This is a genomic window from Streptomyces sp. ADMS (assembly GCF_033441795.1).
Lineage (GTDB): Bacteria > Actinomycetota > Actinomycetes > Streptomycetales > Streptomycetaceae > Streptomyces.
The window spans coordinates 9,235-27,869 of sequence record NZ_JAVFVX010000100.1 but is presented as its reverse complement, the minus strand read 5'-3'; the positions used below and the strand labels follow the sequence as shown (position 1 = coordinate 27,869).

19 protein-coding genes and 1 pseudogene are annotated in these 18,635 nt (G+C 70.2%); 12 read left to right on the top strand and 8 right to left on the bottom strand.

The genetic code is table 11. The features are described 5' to 3' along the window. Positions 1-104: 104 nt before the first annotated feature. Genes RB628_RS31560 through RB628_RS31550 form a run of 3 tightly spaced genes read right to left on the bottom strand, consistent with a single transcriptional unit; the run spans position 105 to position 2,406 of the window. Entirely contained in the window at positions 105-1,226 is a 1,122-nt protein-coding gene (locus RB628_RS31560; RefSeq protein WP_318324004.1) for a hypothetical protein, read from the bottom strand. Positions 1,227-1,236: 10 nt separating this feature from the next. Next, positions 1,237-1,491, bottom strand: a complete 255-nt coding sequence (locus RB628_RS31555; RefSeq protein ID WP_318324003.1) for a MoaD/ThiS family protein — start codon at positions 1,489-1,491, stop codon at positions 1,237-1,239. 39 nt (positions 1,492-1,530) lie between these two features. Next, positions 1,531-2,406, bottom strand: a complete 876-nt coding sequence (locus RB628_RS31550; protein WP_318324002.1) for an alpha/beta hydrolase — start codon at positions 2,404-2,406, stop codon at positions 1,531-1,533. 233 nt (positions 2,407-2,639) lie between these two features. On the opposite strand from RB628_RS31550, the gene RB628_RS31545 reads away from it, so the two are divergent. The 6 genes from RB628_RS31545 (at position 2,640) to RB628_RS31520 (ending at position 8,380) form a co-directional block, all read left to right on the top strand. Then, on the top strand, positions 2,640-3,440 hold the full coding sequence (locus tag RB628_RS31545; protein ID WP_318324001.1) for a response regulator transcription factor: 801 nt from the start codon (positions 2,640-2,642) through the stop codon (positions 3,438-3,440). Between the two features lie 106 nt (positions 3,441-3,546). Further along, positions 3,547-4,572 (top strand): LacI family DNA-binding transcriptional regulator, encoded by a 1,026-nt coding sequence (locus tag RB628_RS31540; RefSeq protein WP_318324000.1) that lies wholly within the window; start codon positions 3,547-3,549, stop codon positions 4,570-4,572. Between the two features lie 107 nt (positions 4,573-4,679). Further along, positions 4,680-5,855 carry a S1C family serine protease gene (locus RB628_RS31535; protein ID WP_318323999.1) on the top strand — a complete coding sequence of 392 codons (1,176 nt, stop codon included), beginning with the start codon at positions 4,680-4,682 and terminating at the stop codon, positions 5,853-5,855. Positions 5,856-5,904: 49 nt separating this feature from the next. Then, complete coding sequence (locus RB628_RS31530; RefSeq protein ID WP_318323998.1) at positions 5,905-6,102, top strand: hypothetical protein; 198 nt, start codon at positions 5,905-5,907, stop codon at positions 6,100-6,102. Between the two features lie 98 nt (positions 6,103-6,200). After that, positions 6,201-6,938, top strand: coding sequence for a response regulator transcription factor (locus RB628_RS31525; protein WP_318323997.1), 738 nt, complete (start codon positions 6,201-6,203; stop codon positions 6,936-6,938). Continuing rightward, on the top strand, positions 6,935-8,380 hold the full coding sequence (locus tag RB628_RS31520) for a HAMP domain-containing sensor histidine kinase (RefSeq protein WP_318323996.1): 1,446 nt from the start codon (positions 6,935-6,937) through the stop codon (positions 8,378-8,380). The genes RB628_RS31525 and RB628_RS31520 overlap by 4 nt, the downstream gene beginning before the upstream one ends. Before the next feature lie 5 nt (positions 8,381-8,385). Here the strand turns inward: RB628_RS31520 and RB628_RS31515 are convergent, their stop codons facing one another. The 4 genes from RB628_RS31515 to RB628_RS31500 all read right to left on the bottom strand — a co-directional run bounded on the left by RB628_RS31515 (position 8,386) and on the right by RB628_RS31500 (position 10,721). Beyond that, positions 8,386-8,724, bottom strand: coding sequence for a hypothetical protein (locus RB628_RS31515; protein ID WP_318323995.1), 339 nt, complete (start codon positions 8,722-8,724; stop codon positions 8,386-8,388). Next, positions 8,721-9,068 (bottom strand): DUF6247 family protein, encoded by a 348-nt coding sequence (locus tag RB628_RS31510; RefSeq protein ID WP_318323994.1) that lies wholly within the window; start codon positions 9,066-9,068, stop codon positions 8,721-8,723. Before RB628_RS31510 ends, RB628_RS31515 begins: the two co-directional genes overlap by 4 nt. 186 nt (positions 9,069-9,254) lie before the next feature. Next, positions 9,255-9,332 (bottom strand): hypothetical protein, encoded by a 78-nt coding sequence (locus RB628_RS42745; RefSeq protein WP_412180753.1) that lies wholly within the window; start codon positions 9,330-9,332, stop codon positions 9,255-9,257. A 387-nt stretch (positions 9,333-9,719) separates the two neighbouring features. Further along, the gene (locus tag RB628_RS31500) at positions 9,720-10,721 is read right to left on the bottom strand and encodes an AraC family transcriptional regulator (protein ID WP_318323993.1); all 1,002 of its coding nucleotides are present in this window, start codon (positions 10,719-10,721) and stop codon (positions 9,720-9,722) included. 123 nt (positions 10,722-10,844) lie between these two features. Here RB628_RS31500 and RB628_RS31495 point away from each other — a divergent pair, with 123 nt between their 5' ends. Then, the gene (locus RB628_RS31495; protein WP_318323992.1) at positions 10,845-12,938 is read left to right on the top strand and encodes a pectinesterase family protein; all 2,094 of its coding nucleotides are present in this window, start codon (positions 10,845-10,847) and stop codon (positions 12,936-12,938) included. Positions 12,939-13,097: 159 nt separating this feature from the next. Beyond that, positions 13,098-13,829, top strand: coding sequence for a response regulator transcription factor (locus tag RB628_RS31490; protein ID WP_318323991.1), 732 nt, complete (start codon positions 13,098-13,100; stop codon positions 13,827-13,829). A gap of 17 nt (positions 13,830-13,846) precedes the next feature. Here the strand turns inward: RB628_RS31490 and RB628_RS31485 are convergent, their stop codons facing one another. Continuing rightward, on the bottom strand, positions 13,847-15,667 hold the full coding sequence (locus RB628_RS31485; RefSeq protein ID WP_318323990.1) for a bifunctional metallophosphatase/5'-nucleotidase: 1,821 nt from the start codon (positions 15,665-15,667) through the stop codon (positions 13,847-13,849). Between the two features lie 203 nt (positions 15,668-15,870). On the opposite strand from RB628_RS31485, the gene mshD reads away from it, so the two are divergent. The 4 genes and pseudogenes from mshD to RB628_RS31465 all read left to right on the top strand — a co-directional run. Next, entirely contained in the window at positions 15,871-16,806 is a 936-nt protein-coding gene (gene mshD / locus RB628_RS31480; RefSeq protein WP_318323989.1) for a mycothiol synthase, read from the top strand. Positions 16,807-16,917: 111 nt separating this feature from the next. After that, a complete protein-coding gene (locus RB628_RS31475; RefSeq protein ID WP_318324005.1) occupies positions 16,918-17,304 on the top strand; it encodes a GntR family transcriptional regulator in 387 nt (128 codons plus the stop codon). After that, complete coding sequence (locus tag RB628_RS31470) at positions 17,301-18,206, top strand: ABC transporter ATP-binding protein (protein WP_318323988.1); 906 nt, start codon at positions 17,301-17,303, stop codon at positions 18,204-18,206. Before RB628_RS31475 ends, RB628_RS31470 begins: the two co-directional genes overlap by 4 nt. Continuing rightward, a pseudogene (locus tag RB628_RS31465) lies at positions 18,203-18,635 on the top strand (cbb3-type cytochrome c oxidase subunit 3); the annotation flags it as partial. The gene RB628_RS31470 and the pseudogene RB628_RS31465, both read left to right, overlap by 4 nt.

Sequence of the window (18,635 nt, the reverse complement as noted above, 5' to 3'; positions counted from 1 at the left end):
ACGACCTGGACTGCGACAACCTCCCGCCCCGAACGCCGGACGCGTCAAACGCCCCTGGGGCCGCGCTGAAGCAGCACCCAGGGCGGGTGAGTGGGAAACACCCCTCAGGCCAACGCCCGCCCCACCAGATACACCGCCGGTGCAGCCGCCGCCAGCGGCAGCGCCACCCCCGCCGTGAAGTGCACGAACCTCGACGGGTAGTCGTAGCTCGCCACCCTGTGTCCGACGAGCGCACAGGCCCCCGCCGCAACCCCCAGCAGCGCTCCCCCGCTCCCCAGCTCCGTCATCCCCCCGACCGCGACCCCGGCCCCCGCAGCCGCCAGCAGGGCAACGACCACCGACGCCGGCGTCGGCAGCGGCAACGCCCGGGCGAGCACGGCCACCGCGACCGCAGCCGCCCCGACGGTCACCGCGTCCGCGTCCGCCGCGAGGTGCCCCGCCGCGATGATCGCCAGCGCCGCCGAGGCGACCGTCGCCATCAGGCCGTACATCCGTGTGTCCGGGTCCGCGTGGGACCGCAGCTGCAGGACCAGGGTCAGCAGAACCCAGGCCCCGAGCGTGCCGAGGATCGCCGCCGGCGCGTTCTCGCGCCCCGCCGCCAGCAACGCCACGTCCGCCGTCAGCGCGCCCGCGAAGGCGAGGGCGATGCCCTGCCGGGCGGGCCACATACCGTTCAGCCGGAACCAGCCCGCCGCCGTGACCGCCTGGAGAATGACGAGCGGCACGACCAGCGCGTACGAGCCGACGGCCGCCGTACCCGACAACAGCAGCCCCAGCACAGCCGTGAGGGCGGCGGGCTGCATCCCCGGCTCGATGATCGGCGAACGTCCCTCCAGCCGGGCCCGCTGCGCATCGGTGATCCGCGCGTTGCCCGCGACCGTGGCGGGCCCGTATCCGGACCCGGCGTCCGCCGCACCTCCGCCGGCTCCCTGCGCCGGCAGGTACGGAGTCTCCGGCACCTGCGCCACCGCGGCCGGGGCGACCGGGGCGGCCGTCACCGGGGCCTGCATCTGGGTCTCCCAGGTCTGCCCCTGCCACTGCTGCGTGTACTGCTGCGCCTGCGCATCGTCGTACACCTGCTGCTGCCCGGGCCAGGCCTGCGGCTGGGGCTGGGGCTGGGGCTGCTGTTGGGGCTCGTACTGCTGCTCGTACTGCTGCTGATACGGGTCGTACCCCTCGTACGACTCGCCGTAATGCTGCTGCCCGTACGGCTGCTGGTCGCTCATAGCGCTTCGCTCACCCTCCTGCGAACGGCGGGAGCACCTCGACCGTGCCGCCCTCGGCCAGCCGTACCGTCTCATGTTCGCGGGTGCCCACGGGGTCACCGTCGATGAGGAACGAGCATCGGCGCAGGACGCGGACGAGTTCGCCGGGGTGTCGCTCGCGGACCGCGTCGAGCGCCTCGGCGAGGGTGGCCGCGTCGTACGGCTCCTCGGCGACCCCGGCCGCGGCCTTCGCGGCGGCCCAGTAGCGCACCGTGACCTTTGGCATCTCTGCTTCCTCAATCAATCGGCTGTGACAGCGTTCAGGCTAGCCCGCCTTTGCGACAGCCCAGCCCCCGATGCGCCGCAGCAGCCCGTCCTGCGCCGCGTGCTCCGCGTGGCCCATCCCTGGTTCCAGCCACAGCTCGGCCGCGTCCCCGGCCGCCTCCGCGAGCATCCGGGGGTGGTCCACAGGAAAGTAGCCGTCCCGGTCGCCGTGCACGATCAGCAGGGGCGCCGGCGCTATCCGCGGCACCGCCTCCACCGGGGAGAGGGGTACCGGGTCCCAGTCCCGGTGGTGGATGCGCGTACGGAGTCCGTAGCGGCCCACCAGGCGTCCCTCGGGACGGGTCACCAGCCAGTGCACGCGCCGCATGGGGGCCGTACCCCGGTAGTACCAGCGGGCCGGCGCACTCACCGAAACCACCACGTCCGATGCCGCCTCCGTGCGCCCCCCATGCTCCCGCCGGCTGGCGCTTCCGTACAGCGCCGCGTGCCGCAGGACCACCGAGCCCCCCATCGAGAAACCGACCGTGGCCACCCGGGTGTGCCCGAGCTCACGTGCCCAGCGGACCGCGGCGGCCAGATCGAGGACCTCGCGGTCGCCGACCGTCGAGCGTCCGCCCGAGGCCCCGTGTCCCCGGAAGGAGAACGTCACGACGGCCCCGTACTGCGCGAACGCCTCCGCCACACGACGCACGTGCGGCCGGTCCACATCCCCCGTGAAACCGTGCGCGACGACGAACACGAGATGATCGGAAGATGGCGCCGAGGCGTCGTATACAACGCCCCCCGGCTCGTATACGGCATCGATCGTCACCCCGTCGTCGGTGGTCAGAAACCTCCGCGGAGGAGTGCGATCAGTCGTCTCAGAGTTCGGGACGGCGAAAGATCGCGTCACATGACCTGCCGGACCAGTGCTCATGTGGGCTATTCTGCTGGGCAGAGGACTCGGGCAGCGCAGCCCCCGAGTCCTTTTGTGCTTTCGGTGGCGTTGTATACGAAGCGGGACGCTCCAGGAAACCGCAGGTGTACAGCACGTAGATCGCACAGCAGTGCCGCAGACGTCCTCGCAGGGACCGAGGAGGAACCAGACGTTATGGGCGAGCGAAACATGCACGACCGTATGACGACGACTATCCGGGTGGGTGGGACGCGATGAGTTCACTGCTCCTGCTGACCAATGCCCTCCAGCCGTCGACGGAGGTGCTTCCCGCTCTCGGCCTGCTGCTGCACAACGTGCGCGTGGCTCCGGCCGAGGGACCCGCTCTCGTCGACACCCCAGGTGCCGACGTCATCCTGATCGACGGCCGGCGGGACCTCCCGCAGGTGCGCAGCCTGTGCCAGCTGCTGCGTTCCACCGGACCGGGCTGTCCTCTCATCCTCGTCGTCACCGAGGGCGGCCTCGCGGCCGTCACCGCCGACTGGGGTATCGACGATGTCCTGCTGGACACCGCCGGGCCCGCCGAGGTCGAGGCACGACTGCGGCTCGCCATGGGGCGCCAGCAGATCGTCAACGACGACTCCCCCATGGAGATCCGCAACGGCGACCTCTCGGTCGACGAGGCGACGTACAGCGCGAAGCTGAAGGGCCGGGTCCTCGACCTCACCTTCAAGGAGTTCGAGCTCCTCAAGTACCTCGCGCAGCACCCGGGCCGCGTCTTCACGCGCGCACAGCTCCTCCAGGAGGTCTGGGGCTACGACTACTTCGGTGGCACCCGTACGGTCGATGTGCACGTGCGACGGCTGCGGGCGAAGCTCGGGCCCGAGCACGAGTCGCTGATCGGGACCGTCCGGAACGTCGGTTATCGATTCGTTACGCCGGAGAAGGGCGACCGCGGCGGCGACGAGGCGAAGGCCAAGGCCGCCCTCGCAAAGTCGGACGAGGCGGGCGCCACGGGCGATACGGCGGCCCTGGACGCTGCCGACGAGTCGTCCGAGGTCACCGCCGAGGCGTGACCGACGGTGACCGGGTGACGGCGCACGGCATGGTCCACGCTCCGGGCGGGTGGAACGAACTTCTCACGCCCTGCCCAGAGCGGGTCCATCCGCGTAGACTCCGCGCGTGGCCAAGGTGACTAGGGATGATGTGGCTCGGCTGGCGGGTACCTCCACCGCCGTCGTCAGCTATGTCATCAACAACGGACCCCGGCCGGTTGCCCCGGCCACGCGCGAGCGTGTCCTCGCCGCGATCAAGGAACTGAGCTACCGGCCCGACCGGGTCGCCCAGGCGATGGCGTCGCGGCGCACGGACCTCATAGGCCTGATCGTGCCGGACGCGCGCCAGCCCTTCTTCGGGGAGATGGCGCACGCGGTCGAACAGGCCGCGTCCGAGCGCGGAAAGATGGTGCTGGTCGGCAACTCCGACTACGTCGCCGAGCGCGAGGTCCACTATCTGCGGGCCTTCCTCGGTATGCGGGTCTCCGGGCTGATCCTGGTCAGCCACGCCCTGAACGACAACGCGGCGGCGGAGATCGAGGCCTGGGACGCCCGGGTCGTCCTTCTGCACGAACGCCCCGAGGCCATCGACGACGTCGCCGTCGTCACGGACGACCTCGGCGGCGCCCACCTCGCCGTCCGCCATCTGCTGGAGCACGGCTACGAGTACGTCGCCTGTATGGGCGGCATCGCCGAGACCCCCGCGGTCGGCGACCCGGTCTCCGACCACGTCCAGGGCTGGCGGCGCGCGATGGACGAGGCGGGCGTCTCCACGGAGGGCCGCCTCTTCGAGGTTCTCTACAACCGGTACGACGCCTACAAGGCGGCCCTCGAAATCCTCGCCGACCCGAAGCGCCGTCCGCCGGCCATCTTCTGCTCCACCGACGACCAGGCGATCGGCCTGCTGCGTGCGGCCCGCGAGCTGCGTATCGACGTTCCCGGCGAGCTGGCGGTGGCCGGCTTCGACGACATCAAGGAAGCGGCCCTGGCGGACCCGCCTCTCACGACCATCGCCTCCGACCGCTCGGGCATGGCCCGCGCGGCCGTGGACCTGGTCCTCGACGACGGGGTACGGGTGGCGGGTGCGCGGCGCGAGCGGTTGAAGCTGTTCCCGTCGCGGCTGGTGATACGGCGTTCCTGCGGCTGCGAGTAGCGGATTCCGCAGTCCCCGCACGTCTTTATTTCGGGCATACGAGCTTCTGTCGGGCTTCTCAGGGAGCCCTCAGCCAGCTCTCATGCTGGGGCGACAAGCTCTGTTCCATGACCGAGAGCTTCCGCCGCAGCGGCGAGTACGAGACCCCCCAGGGCCACGAGCCGCAGTCCGCGTACCCCCAGCAGCACGTCGCCTCTTCCCCTGTGAACCCGGAGTGGCCGCCCCCGCCGGCGTACGAGCCGCCGACGGTCCAGCAGCCCTCGTACCAGGAACCGGCACAGGTCCAGGCCCAGACCCAGGCTCCGCAGGCTCCGTACGGCCGGCAGGCCACGGAAGAGCCGCCCGCGGCCACCGCCACCCTTCTCGCGGAGCCCCCCGCCGACACCGCCGCCCCCGCCGGGCGCAAGAAGCGCGCGAAGGGCCCCTTCGCCCTCCTCGCCGCCGTGGCGATCGTCGCCGCGGCGATAGGCGGCAGCACGGCGTACGGCATCCAGGAGCTGACCAACTCGGACTCCGCCGTCACCTCCAGCAGCACCAGCACCAGCGTGGTGCCGTCGAGCGCCAAGGGCACGGTCTCCGGGGTCGCCACGGCGGTCAGCCCGAGCATCGTCGAGATCAACGCGACCTCGAACTCCGGTGAGTCGACCGGTTCCGGCGTGATCATCACGTCCGACGGCGAGATCATCACCAACAACCACGTCATCTCCGGCGCCTCGTCGATCAAGGTGTCGACGAGCGACGGCAAGACCTACACCGCGCAGGTCGTCGGCACCGACAGCAAGAAGGACCTGGCCCTCATCAAGCTGGACAACGCCTCCGGTCTGAAGGCGGCGACCCTCGGCGACTCCGCCGGCGTCCAGGTCGGCGACGAGGTCGTGGCGATCGGCTCCCCCGAGGGCCTGACCGGCACGGTCACCAGCGGCATCGTGTCCGCCCTCAACCGTGACGTCACCGTCGCCACGGAGGAGAGCCAGGGCCAGCAGCAACAGCAGGGCGGCGGGAGCGGCGGCTGGCCGTTCGAGTTCGGCGGCCAGCAGTTCAACGGCGACACCGGTACGTCCACGACGACGTACAAGGCGATCCAGACGGACGCGTCCCTCAACCCCGGCAACTCCGGCGGCGCGCTCATCGACATGAACGGCAACATCATCGGCATCAACTCCGCGATGTACTCAGCGAGTTCGTCCTCGTCGGACGCGGGCAGCGCGGGCCTGGGCTTCGCGATCCCGATCAACACCGTCAAGTCCGACCTGGCGACGCTGCGCTCGGGCTCCACCACCTGACGCACTCACACACGCACTGACGCACGAGAAACAGAGACAGGGGTACGTCATGATCAAGCAGGTTTCGCACAAGCTGACCGCCGGCACGGCGGCCACCGGCCCGGCCGCTCTGGACCTCGCCCTCGGCGTGGCCTTCGCCCTGCACGCGCCGACGGCGACGACCCGGGCGCCCGAGGTGGCAACGGTCACGCGCACGGCGGCCCCCCGGCGGGCAACGGCACGCAGCCGCCGTACCGCACGCAGCTGATCCTTTCCACGGCTGATCCTTTTTCCCCGCAGCAGACCGGAAACGTGCGAGGCTGAAGGCGCCCTGCACGTCCCACCGCACCCGAGGAATCCACGCCCATGAGCCCCGCCGAAGGCGACCGTGACACCCAGCGCATCCTGATCGTCGACGACGAGCCGGCAGTGCGTGAAGCACTCCAGCGCAGCCTCGCCTTCGAGGGGTACGACACGGAGGTCGCGGTCGACGGCGCGGACGCCCTGGAGAAGGCGACCGCGTACCAGCCCGACCTGGTCGTCCTGGACATCCAGATGCCGAGGATGGACGGCCTCACAGCGGCCCGCCGTATGCGCGGCGCGGGCACGACGACCCCGATCCTGATGCTGACGGCCCGGGACACGGTCGGTGACCGGGTGACGGGACTGGACGCGGGAGCGGACGACTACCTGGTCAAGCCCTTCGAACTGGACGAGCTGTTCGCCCGCGTACGTGCACTCCTGCGCCGCAGCTCCTACGCGGCGGCCGCCTCGGCGGGCAACATCCCGGAGGACGATGCGCTGACCTTCGCCGACCTGCGCATGGACCTCGCGACACGCGATGTCACGCGCGGCGACCGGGCGGTGGAACTGACCCGCACGGAGTTCACGCTGCTGGAGATGTTCCTGGCCCACCCGCGCCAGGTCCTCACGCGGGAACAGATCCTGAAGGCGGTCTGGGGCTTCGACTTCGAGCCCTCCTCCAACTCCCTCGACGTGTACGTCATGTATCTGCGCCGCAAGACGGAGGCGGGCGGCGAGCCGCGCCTCGTCCACACGGTGCGGGGCGTGGGGTATGTGCTGCGGCAGGGTGGCGCGGAATGAGCAGGCTGGTACGCCGGTTCCGTACCCTGCCGATCCGGGCGCGGCTGTCGATGCTGGTCGCTGCCGCTGTGGCGTTCGCGGTGGCGGCGGTTTCGGTGACGTGCTGGTTCATCGTGCAGGGGAAGTTGTACGACCAGCTCAACACTGACCTGCAGAGGGGAATGAGGGGGCCCGGACAGGTCGAGCAGGCCAGGACCGCCCTCGAATACTGCTCCAAAACCCCGCAGGGCGACGGTCTCTTCCGGAACAACTACTCCCAACTGGTCACGGAGAGCGGAAAGGTCTGCGTCTTCGACGATTCCACGGGCACTGTTGAGGTCACCCAGTCCGACAAGAACGCGATCAAGAACGGGGACACCAGCCGTATCCACTTCCGCAACGGCACCGCCGCGGACGGAACCGAAGTGCGCGTGATGATCCGGCCGCTGGGTCGCCTCGTCACGGACACCGGGGAGATCGGACCCCATATCGGGCTGGTCATCGCCGTACCCCTGAACGGCACGCAGAACACCCTCAACGATCTCGCCCTGATCCTCCTCCTCGTCTCCGGCATCGGAGTCATCGGCGCCGGAGCCGCCGGCCTGGCGGTCGCCCGAGCGGGCCTGCGCCCTGTCGACAAACTCACCGAGGCCGTCGAACACGTCGCTCGTACAGAGGACTTGAGCATCCGCATCCCGGTGGAGCAGGACAGCGAGGACGAGATCGCCCGTCTGTCCCGCTCCTTCAACTCGATGACGTCTTCGCTCGCCAACTCCCACGAGTTGCAACAGCAGTTGATCGCCGACGCCGGCCACGAACTCCGCACTCCCCTCACCTCCCTCCGCACCAACATCGAACTCCTCACCCGCAGCGAGGAGACGGGCCGCCCGATCCCCGAGACCGATCGCAAGGCGCTCCTCGCCTCGGTGAAGGCCCAGATGACCGAACTGGCCGCCCTGATAGGCGACTTGCAGGAGTTGTCACGCTCGGAGGGCCAGCGCGGCGAACGCGTCCAGATGGTCGCCCTGGAGGACACGGTGGAGTCGGCCCTGCGCCGGGCCCGGCTGCGCGGCCCCGAGCTGACGATCACGGCGGACATCCAGCCCTGGTTCGTCCGGGGGGAACCGTCGGCACTGGAGCGGGCGGTGGTCAACATCCTGGACAACGCGGTGAAGTTCAGCCCCGAGGGCGGCACGATCGAGGTCCAGCTCGCGGCCGGTGTCCTCACGGTCCGCGACCACGGGCCCGGCATCCCGACCGACGAGATCGCCCACGTCTTCGACCGCTTCTGGCGCTCACCTTCAGCGCGCGCCCTGCCGGGTTCCGGCCTGGGCCTGTCGATCGTCGCCCGTACGGTCCAACAGGCTGGCGGCGAGGTCACGTTGGCCCGCGCGGAGGGCGGCGGCACGGTGGCTACGGTACGGCTGCCGGGGGCGGCTACTCCGCCGCCGGAGGCGGTGTAGGGAGCTCAACTCGGCTCAGCTTCCTGCCAGAAGACCTCGTACACCAGGATCTGCGGATCCTGGATGCGCCGATCGAAGCTGTAGACCAGCCAGCCATAGCCCTTGTCGAAGTACAGGATGCGCGGCCCCTTGGGGTCGCTGGACCGCACCGGCTCGACGCGCATGCCCCCTGGGAGGTCGCCATCGGCGTCGATCCCCCGGAAATACGGGTCCTTGGCAGTGACCAGCTCGGCGCGCGCCTCGTCAACCACGTTCCGCGCTTTCTCGGGCAGCGCATCACGGCCCACGAGGGCATCGAGCCGCCAGTCCATCTGCCAAGGCGGCCCCATGAACTCATCGGTCACTCGCCGGGCTCCAGCTTCCGCGTACCGTAGCGAATCTTCGCCACCTCGTCGATCAGAGCTTTGGCCTCAGCGATGTCGGTCGCCTCTGCGGCACGGTGCTGGAGCTCGGTCACACGGGCGTCGAGCTGCGGATCACGGGCGATCCCGTACTCGCACCACCAGCGGGCCATGAACGCCGGCACGGGACCGATGTCGTATGCGTCAGCGATCGCCCACTTCCAGTGCTCGTCGAAGTCGGGGAGAAGCTCGGGCGTGTGCTGGGCGATGGCCTGGCGCAGCGCCTTCGGGGTCCGCTCGGGCATGGGAGGGACAACCGACTCGGGTTCCGCAGCGTGAGCAGCCATGACCGATGTCCTCCTTCGACGCGTCGTGTCTACGACCATAGTCGCGCTCACCCCCGCGCGGATTGTCCACGCACCCGGGACGGATCGGCGAGCTGCTGAGCTGCCAAGGGGTCGGTGACCGTGATCTCTGCCATGACGTCACCGTGACCGGATCGCTCCCCGTCCCGGCCCGGTTTCCCGTCTACTTCACCCGATGGTGTTCACTCCGGCTTCACCTTTGACCCGCTCCACGAACGCGGACCAGGACGACGCCGAGAAGACCAGCGGGCGGGTCGTCGGGGCCTTGCTGTCCCGGACGGGGACGGGAACACCGCCATGTCACGGAGCCGATCGTAGGACAGTCGACGCCTCAGGACATCGTTCGGGGAAGGGGGCGCGGGCCCTGCTCAGTGACCCCAACGCGGGGGAGCGGGCCGTGCGGTTCGCACTCACGCGGGCCGCCGAGTCGTTGGCGGACGTCCTGCGGATCGCGGTCAGCCGGGGTGGGCGCATCCCGGCGGAGTGGTGAGAGCGGGTTTACCTCGGTCGCGGAGCCGAGTGATCGGGTCAGTCAGCTCCGCGACCGAGGTCTTCCCCCGTTACAGAGACAACAATGCCCGGGCGCCGCCCGGTTGTCGTTCGCAGCCGGTCCACAGTTTCTTGGCGCTGCGTCTACTTCCGGCCAACTCCCCCTCCTCCGTACAGTGCCTGCTGCCGGTACTCCCTGGGTGGCATCCCGTACGCGGCCCGGAACGCTCGCGTGAAGTCGGACTGGCGCGGGTAGCCCCAGCGGGCGGCGATGGCGTGGATCGGGGTGCTGCGCAGCGAGGGGTTCGCCAGGTCGCGGTGGGCGTTCTCCACGCGTCGGCGGCGGATCCAGGCCGCGACCGTTTCGCCGTGCGTCTGCTGCTGGAAGATGCGGTGCAGATAGCTGAGCGAGATGTTGTGGGCGGCTGCGATCACCGGCGGTGTCAGTTCCAGGTCGTGGAGGTTCTGCCGGATGAACGCCTGGACGCGTTCCGCAGTGGCCCGTCCCCGGCTCTCCGGCGACAACGATGCCTCCGCTTCCAGCAGTTGCACGAACCAGGCCGACATGAGGTCGAGTACGACCGTGCCCAGGCGGGGCGCGTCGGACGGCTGGAGGGTGCCGATCTGCCGGTTCAGCCCGACCACGAACTCCGCCAGGAGCGCACCGACCCCCTCGCGCCCCGGCAGGTTCCGGCCCAGCAGCTCCCGTACCCGGTGCGGCGGCAGGGGGAGCAGTGCCTTGGGGAAGTCCACGGCCATTCCCGTGACGACGCCGCCCTGCCTGTCGTCCGCCGACCTGACGTCGTACGGCTGCGAACTGTCGGCCAGGTGCAGGTCACGTGAGGTGAACGTGCTGGTCTGCCCGGCGTGGTCGAGCGCCAGCCCGCCGTCGAGCAGCAGCGTCAGGTGATACAGCTCGGGGTCGGCCTGGCGCACCAGTTTCGGGGTCCGCCGGTAGCGCGTCGGCATGAACGACATCTGGCTCACGACCACCGGCCCCAGTTGCATCAGCCGCTGCTCCGCCCAGAAGTCGGCGGCGTGGTCGCTGACGAGTGCGCTGGAGCGCGTCCGGCCGACCAGTTCCTGCCAGTAGTCGAACCTGTCTCCCGCAGGTACGTCCGTGGTACGGAACACCGTCCCGATCATTCCGCTTCCCCTCCGGTCCCCGGTCTTCGTCTTCTCGTCACGGCAACCTTTCCTCTCCCGGCTGCAACAGCCAAGTGACGTGGTTCCCCCTCCAGTTAACCCCTCACATGATCGGACGCAGCCGTGAGCGAGAAGACCCGCAGCAAGCCCCGTGGCCGTAGTCGTCACCGCCGGCGCAGGACCGCCCTGTTCGCCGGGGTTCCGCTCGCCCTGGCCTCCGCCGGGGCCATGGCCTATGGCGGCGCCTTCGGGGTGTTCGGTGCGGACACGCAGCCCACGGCGTCCGCCGCGACCACTTCCTCCCTCGCTGGTGTCACCGACGTCGCCAACGGCTTCGCGTCGGTCAACGCCCTTGGCCAGAACGGGACTTACGGCGGCCGGGACGGCCAGACCGTCACCGTGAAGACGCTCGCCAACCTGGAGAAGTACGCGACCGCGGCCGAGCCGTACATCATCGTCGTGGCGGCGACCATCAACATGAACCCGGTCGGCAAGGAGATCAAGGTCGCCTCCGACAAGACCATCATCGGGTCGGGGACCTCCGGGCACATCGTCGGTGGTGGTTTCTTCCTCGGGACCGGGGTCCACAACGTCATCATCCGGAATCTCACCATCCGGGACGCGTACCAGGGTGTCTGGAACGACAAGGACAACGACTTCGACGCCATCCAGATGGACGGCGCGCATCACGTGTGGATCGATCACAACGACCTCCGGCACATGGCCGACGGGCTGATCGACAGCCGCAAGGACACCACCTACCTCACCGTGTCCTGGAACAAGCTGAGCCAGGAGAACAAGGCCTTCGGCATCGGCTGGACCGAGAACACCACCGCCGACATCACGATCCACCACAACTGGATCCGCGAGACCGAGCAGCGCAACCCCTCCACGGACAACGTGGCCCACGCGCACCTCTACAACAACTACCTGGAGGACGAGGCGGGGACCAGCATCAAGTCCTCGTACGGGAACTACTCCCGCGGCAGGACCAACATGGTTCTGGAGAACTCCTACTTCCAGGGCATGACCAACCCCGTCGTCCGCGACGCCACCGCCACCGTCGTCCAGCGCGGCAACGTCTTCTCGGGGACCACCGGGAAGAACGAGAGCGGGGGGTCGGGCGCGGCCTGGGACCCGAAGAAGTACTACAGCTACACCCTGGACAAGGCGGCCGACGTGCCCGCCCTCCTCAAGTCCGGTGTGGGGCCTCGCAGTTCCGTGGCCAAGGCGACCACGGCCACGACCACGGCGGCCGCCGCGACCACGCTCACCGTCGCCGCCGACGGCTCCGGCCAGTACCGGACCGTGCAGGCCGCCGTGAACGCCGTACCCGCGAACAACCCCTCCCGGGTGGTCATCTCCGTCAAGCCGGGCACGTACCGCGAGCTGGTCAAGGTCCCCTCGAACAAGCCGCACGTCACCATCCAGGGCAGCGGCGGCAGCCGCAAGGACACCACGATCGTCTACAACAACGCCTCCGGTACGCCGAAGCCCGACGGCTCCGGTACGTACGGCACCGGCGGCAGCGCCACCGTCGCCGTCGAGGCCGACGACTTCCAGGCCCGCAACCTGACCATCTCCAACGACTTCGACGAGGCCGCGCACCAGGACATCGCGGGCCAGGCGGTCGCCCTGCGCACCGCCGCCGACAAGGTGTTCCTCGACAGCGTCATCGTCAGCGGCGACCAGGACACCCTGCTGGTGGACACCGCGTCCAAGGACAAGCTGGGCCGCGTCTACATGACGAACTCCTACGTCGTCGGCAACGTCGACTTCATCTTCGGCCGCGCCACCGCGGTGATCGACAAGTCCGTCATCACCCTGAAGAAGCGCTGGAACGGCACCTCGGCCGGCTACATCACGGCCCCCAGCACCGCCGCGAACCGCAAGGGCATCCTCATCGCCAACTCCACGGTCAACGGCGATGTCTCCGACCGCAGTTTCTACCTCGGCCGCCCCTGGCACGCCGGCGGTGACGCGAGCCTCGACCCGCAGACCACCATCCGCAACACGACCCTGAGTGCCGCGATCCGGACCACTCCCTGGACCGACATGAGCGGCTTCTCCTGGAAGGAGGACCGCTTCGCCGAGTACCAGAACAAGGGTGCGGGCGCGGGCGCCGCGAGCACCGACCGCCCCCAGCTGACCGACTCCCAGGCCACGGGCCAGGAGGTCGCGGACTGGCTGGGCGACTGGACGCCCACGGCGGGCTGACCGGCGTACGGAACCACCCCGAAGACCGGCTGGGGAGCGCGTGCCGACACCCCGCTCCCCAGCCGCACCACCCCCGCCCACTCACCTTCCCCTCACCTCCCCAGGCCCTCCACACCCCTTTCCCAGGCCCACCACAGCCCGTCGCCGCACGTTGGACGGATGGTGAGGAAGATCCTGCTGGCCGACGACGACGCGGCCGTACGTGAGGGGCTCGACCGGGTGCTCCGGTTCGAGGGGTACGAGACGGTGCTCGCCGGGGACGGCCGCGCGGCCCTCGCCTTCGTGGCCGAACCGGACACCGCGCCCGACCTCGTGCTCATGGACGTCACCATGCCCGGCCTCGACGGGCTCGCCGCGACCCGGCGGTTACGAGCCTCCGGATGCACCGTCCCGATCCTGATGATCACCGGACGGGGAGCCGTCGGCGACCGCATCGTCGCTCTCGACAACGGCGCCGACGACTACCTCATGAAACCCTTCGCCACCGAGGAACTCCTCGCGCGTGTACGGGCGTTGCTGCGCCGCAGTCCGCAGCGCGAACCCCGGCACCCGCCGCTCCCGGGCATCGGCTTCGAGGATGTCCGCCTGGACCCGCGGACCCGTACCGTCACCCGCGCCGGCCGTGAACTCGACCTCACCAGGACCGAGTTCGCCCTCCTCGAATACCTGCTGAGACACCCCGGCAGGGTCCTCGGCCGGGTCCAGATCCTCAGGGACGTCTGGGGCTTCGACTTCGCGCCCACCTCCAACACCCTGGACGTGTACGTGATGTACCTGCGCCGGAAGCTGGAGAGCCGGGGCGAACCCCGGCTCATCCACACCGTACGGGGGTTGGGCTACACCCTGCGGGCACGACAGAGGGCCCGAGGCGATAGGCCCTGGGCCCTCTGAGATGGAACCGCTACCGCTTACTGCACGACCGTGATCCGGTTCGCCGCCGGCGGCGCGATCGGCGTCGTGGCCGTGGAGTTGGCGGTCAGGTACTCCGCCAGCGCCGCCAGGTCGTCCCCGCCGACCAGGTCGTTCGTGCCCTCGCCCAGCGTCGGGAAGCCGTCGCCGCCGCCCGCGAGGAAGCTGTTCGTCGCGACGCGGTAGGTGGCGGCCGGGTCGATCGCCGCACCGTTCAGCATGACCGAGTCGACGACCACGCGCTCCGCGCCGGCCTTCGTCATGTCAAGCGTGTAGGTGAGCCCCGACGACACCTGGAGCACCTTGGGAGCAGCCGCGTTCGAACCGCTCACCTGCTCCTGGAGTACGGAGATCAGCTGCGCGCCGGTGAAGTCCTGGAGGTTCACCGTGTTGGAGAACGGCTGGACGGTGAAGCCCTCGGCGTAGGTGACGACACCGTCGCCCTCACTGCCCTTGGCCGCGAAGGTCAGCCCCGCCCGGATTCCGCCCGTGTTCATCAGCGCGAGGTCGGTCTCCGCGTCGAGCTTCTTGCCGTGCGCCAGTTGCGCGTCGGCGATGAGGTCGCCCATCGGGGACTCGGTGCCCACGTTGCTGATGTCGCCGGAGATGTAGCCGATCGCGCGGTTGCCGATGGGCGCCGCGAGGGTGTTCCACCTGGCGATCAGGGCGGTCATGTCCGCGGCCTTGGCGACGGTCCGGGTGACCACGTGGTTCGCGGAGGAGACGGCCGTACGGGCGATGTCACCCGTCCAGCGGTCGTACGTCAGCGTGGTGTCCGTGTAGAGGCGACCGAAGGACGCGGCCGAGGTGACCGTGCGCGGCTTGCCCGCCGGGTCGGGGATGGTGCAGGCGTACGCGGCGTGCGTGTGGCCGGTGACCAGCGCGTCGACCTTCGGGGTGATGTTCTTCGCGATGTCGACGATCGGACCGGAGAGACCGGAGCCGTCGCCCGCCGCGTCACAGTCGTAGTTGTACGAGCCGGAGGCCGGGAGGCCGCCCTCGTGGATCAGGGCCACGACCGACCTGACGCCCTGGCGCTCCAGCTCCTTGGCGTACTTGTTGATCGTCTCGACCTCGTCCTTGAACTTGAGGCCCTTCACACCCTCGGCGGAGACGATACCCGGGGTGTTCTCCAGGGTCACGCCGATGAAGCCGATCTTGACGCCGTTCTTCTTCCACACCCAGTAGGGCTTGAGGATCGGCTTCCTGGTCTTCTCGTTGAGCACGTTGGCGGCGAGGTAGGGGAAGTCCGCCCCAGAGAACTTCTCGCCCTCGACGTAACAGCCGTCGACGGGGTGGCAGCCGCCGTTCTGGAGGCGGGCCAGTTCCTTGGCGCCCTCGTCGAACTCGTGGTTGCCGACCGCGGTGACGTCCAGCTCCAGGCCGTTCAGCGCCTCGATGGTGGGCTCGTCGTGGAAGAGGCCCGAGATCAGCGGGGAGGCGCCGACCATGTCGCCGCCGGCCGCCGTGACCGAGTAGGGGTTGCCCTTGCGCGCCTCGCGCAGGTGCGTGGCGAGGTACTCGACGCCGCCCGCGTCGATCGTATGCGTCGTGCCGTCGGCATGGACCTCCGTGACACGGCCGGAGGAACCGGACGGCGGTTCCAGGTTGCCGTGCAGGTCGTTGAAGGACAGCAGTTGCACGTCCTGGTAGCGGCTCGGCTTGCTGTGGCCGTGGCCGCCGGGCTTGTACGTGGACTCACCGGCGCTGGCCGGGAGGGCGGCGGCGAGAGCGCCGACCGTGGCGATACCGGCGGCGCCGGCGAGCAGCGCGCGCATACGGCGTCTGCGGCGGTGGTACGGCTGGGGTGTGGCTGGCATGTGCCCCCCTGAAAGTTCGTGGACGTAATGGGGAAGGGAGTCCATGAGAGGACGTGGCGGTGCGTAAGAAAAGCGTGAGAACTCAGTCCCGTCCCGGCGCAGCCTAGAGTCAACGCGCGTAGCGCGACAGGGGTTCAGGGTTACGGAACGGTTGCCTCACCGGGAGATTCGCCATGAATGGGGCAGGCCTTACCCTCGTAGCCATGACCAGCGACGACACCGCGCCCCCCGGCCCCCCCGGCTTGTCTCGTTCCATCGACACCCTGGCCGCTCTCACCGCGGGGCAGGCCGACGCCGTCCTCGCACTGCTCGCGGACGCCGCCCGGGTCGACGGCCAGGAGGCGGTGTCCGAGCAGGGGCGGCTGCAACTGGGCGGAGGTGCCCGCGAGGGCGTGTCGCACCTCCTCCTCACCGCCGGCGGTGAACTCGTCGGCTACGCACAGTTGGAGGACACCGACCCGGTCGAGGCCCCGGCCGCCGAACTGGTCGTCCACCCCGCCCACCGTGGCCACGGCCACGGGCGCGCCCTCGGCTCCGCCCTGCTGGCCGCCTCCGGCAAGCGGCTGCGCGTCTGGGCGCACGGCGGCCACTCCGCCGCCCGGCATCTGGCCCAGGTCCTCGGTCTGACCATGTTCCGCGAACTGCGCCAGCTGCGGCGCCCGTTGGCCGGCCTGGAGCTGCCGGAGCCGAAGCTCCCGGAGGACGTGACGGTACGGACCTTCGTACCCGGCGAGGACGACGAGGCGTGGCTCGCGGTGAACGCCGCCGCGTTCGCCCACCACCCCGAGCAGGGCTCCCTGACCCAGCGCGACCTCGACGACCGCAAGGCCGAGGCCTGGTTCGACCCGGAGGGCTTCTTCCTCGCCTTCCGCGACGGCGAACTCATCGGCTTCCACTGGACGAAGACGCACGCGGCCGAGGGCCTCGGCGAGGTGTACGTCATCGGCCTGCGCCCGGGCGCCCAGGGCGGCGGCCTCGGCCGGGCGCTCACGACGATCGGCCTGCGCCATCTGGCGCGGCGCGGCCTGCCCACGGCGATGCTGTACGTCGACGCGGACAACACGGCGGCGGTGGCGCTGTACGAGCGGCTGGGCTTCGAGACCCACGAGACGGACCTCATGTACCGCACGGAGTCGTAGCGGGCAGCCACTTCAGCCACTTCCCACAGATGCGGGGGCGGTGATCTTGACACCGCCCCCTCTCCTGGATCACCCTTTCACTACTCAATTAGTGAAAGGGTGATTGCACGAGTGGTCGAGTACCGCATCGACAGACGCACCGGCGTCGCCACCTACCTGCAGATCGTCCAGCAGACCAAACAGGCCCTGCGCCTGGGCCTGCTGGAACCCGGCGACAAGCTCCCCACGGCCCGAGAGGTCGTGGAGGCCACCGCCATCAATCCGAACACCGTCCTGAAGGCCTACCGCGAACTGGAGCGCGAGGGCCTGGTCGAGGCGCGGCGGGGCCTCGGCACATTCGTCCGGAAGTCGCTGGGGGCCGCCCCGGCGGACTCCCCGTTCGGCGCCGAACTGGCCGACTGGGCCGGCCGGGCCCGCGCGGCCGGGCTCGAACGGGACGACGTGGCGGCGCTGTTCACTTCCGTACTCGACACGCATTTCAAGGGGGACCAGGGATGAGCGACACCGCCATGGAGGCGGCCGGACTGGGCAAGCGGTTCGGCCGGAAGGGCTGGGCGCTGCGCGAGTGCGCGTTCCGCCTGCCGGCCGGGCGCGTCTGCGCGGTCGTCGGGCCCAACGGCGCCGGCAAGTCGACGCTGCTGGCCCACGCGGCCGGTCTGCTCAGGCCCACCGAGGGCACGCTCACCGTCCTCGGCACCGGCCCGGGGGCGGCACGCGAGCGCATGGCGTACGTCGCCCAGGACAAGCCCCTGCACCCCCAGCTCACCGTCGACGACACCCTCCGTCTCGGCCGGGAACTCAACCCCCGGTGCTGGGACGCCGCCGTCGCCGGGCGCGTCGTCGCGGACGGCGCCCTCGACCCCGACGCCAGGATCCGCACCCTCTCCGGCGGCCAGCGCACCCGGGTCGCGCTCGCCCTCGCCCTCGGCAAGCGCCCCGAACTGCTGCTCCTGGACGAGCCGATGGCCGACCTCGACCCGCTCGCCCGGCACGAGCTGATGGGCACCCTGATGGCCGACGCCGCCGAGAACGGCACCACGGTTGTCATGTCCTCGCACGTCGTCGCCGAGCTGGACGGCTCCTGCGACCACGTCCTCCTCCTCGGCGCCGGCCGGGTCCGCCTCGCCGGCCCGCTGGACGACCTGCTCGCCGCCCACACCCTGGTCACCGGCCCGGCCGCCGACCTCGGCGACCACACGGTCATCGAGTCCCGTACGACGGGCCGCCAGACCACCGCCCTCATCCGCGCCGGGGGCCGCCTCGCCGGTACCTGGCAGAGCGCCACCCCGACCCTGGAGGAAGTGGTCCTCGCCCACCTCCGCTCCCCGGAGGCGCCGCCCCTGCACCTCGACGAGGAATACGCAGCCGGCACAGCCGACTCGGCGGAGGCCGCCGTATGACCGCCCTGACCGCCACCGAGGCCCCGGCGCGGAAGCAGCCCCGGGGTTCGCGCGGCCCCCACGGCCTCACCTGGACCCTGCTGCGCGTGCACCGCTCCGCACTCTGGTTCTGGCTGCTGTACGTCGCCGTGGCCGCCGGCGTGATCCTGTGGACGTACGGGCCGGGCGGGACCGCGGCCATGGAAGAGCTGGCGCGCTCGGGCTGCCGGGACGGCGGCACGCCCGACCCGGGCTGCGACGCCCTGGGCCCGCACGGAGCCCGCTGGGACACGGGCATCGCGCTCGGCAGCGCCCTCGTCTTCCTCGCCCCGCCCCTGATCGCCGCCTGGGCGGGCGGTTCACTCACAGGCCGCGAAATGGAGAACGGCACGGCACAGCTGGCCTGGACCCAGTCCGTGTCCCCGGCGCGCTGGCTCGCCGCCAAGCTCG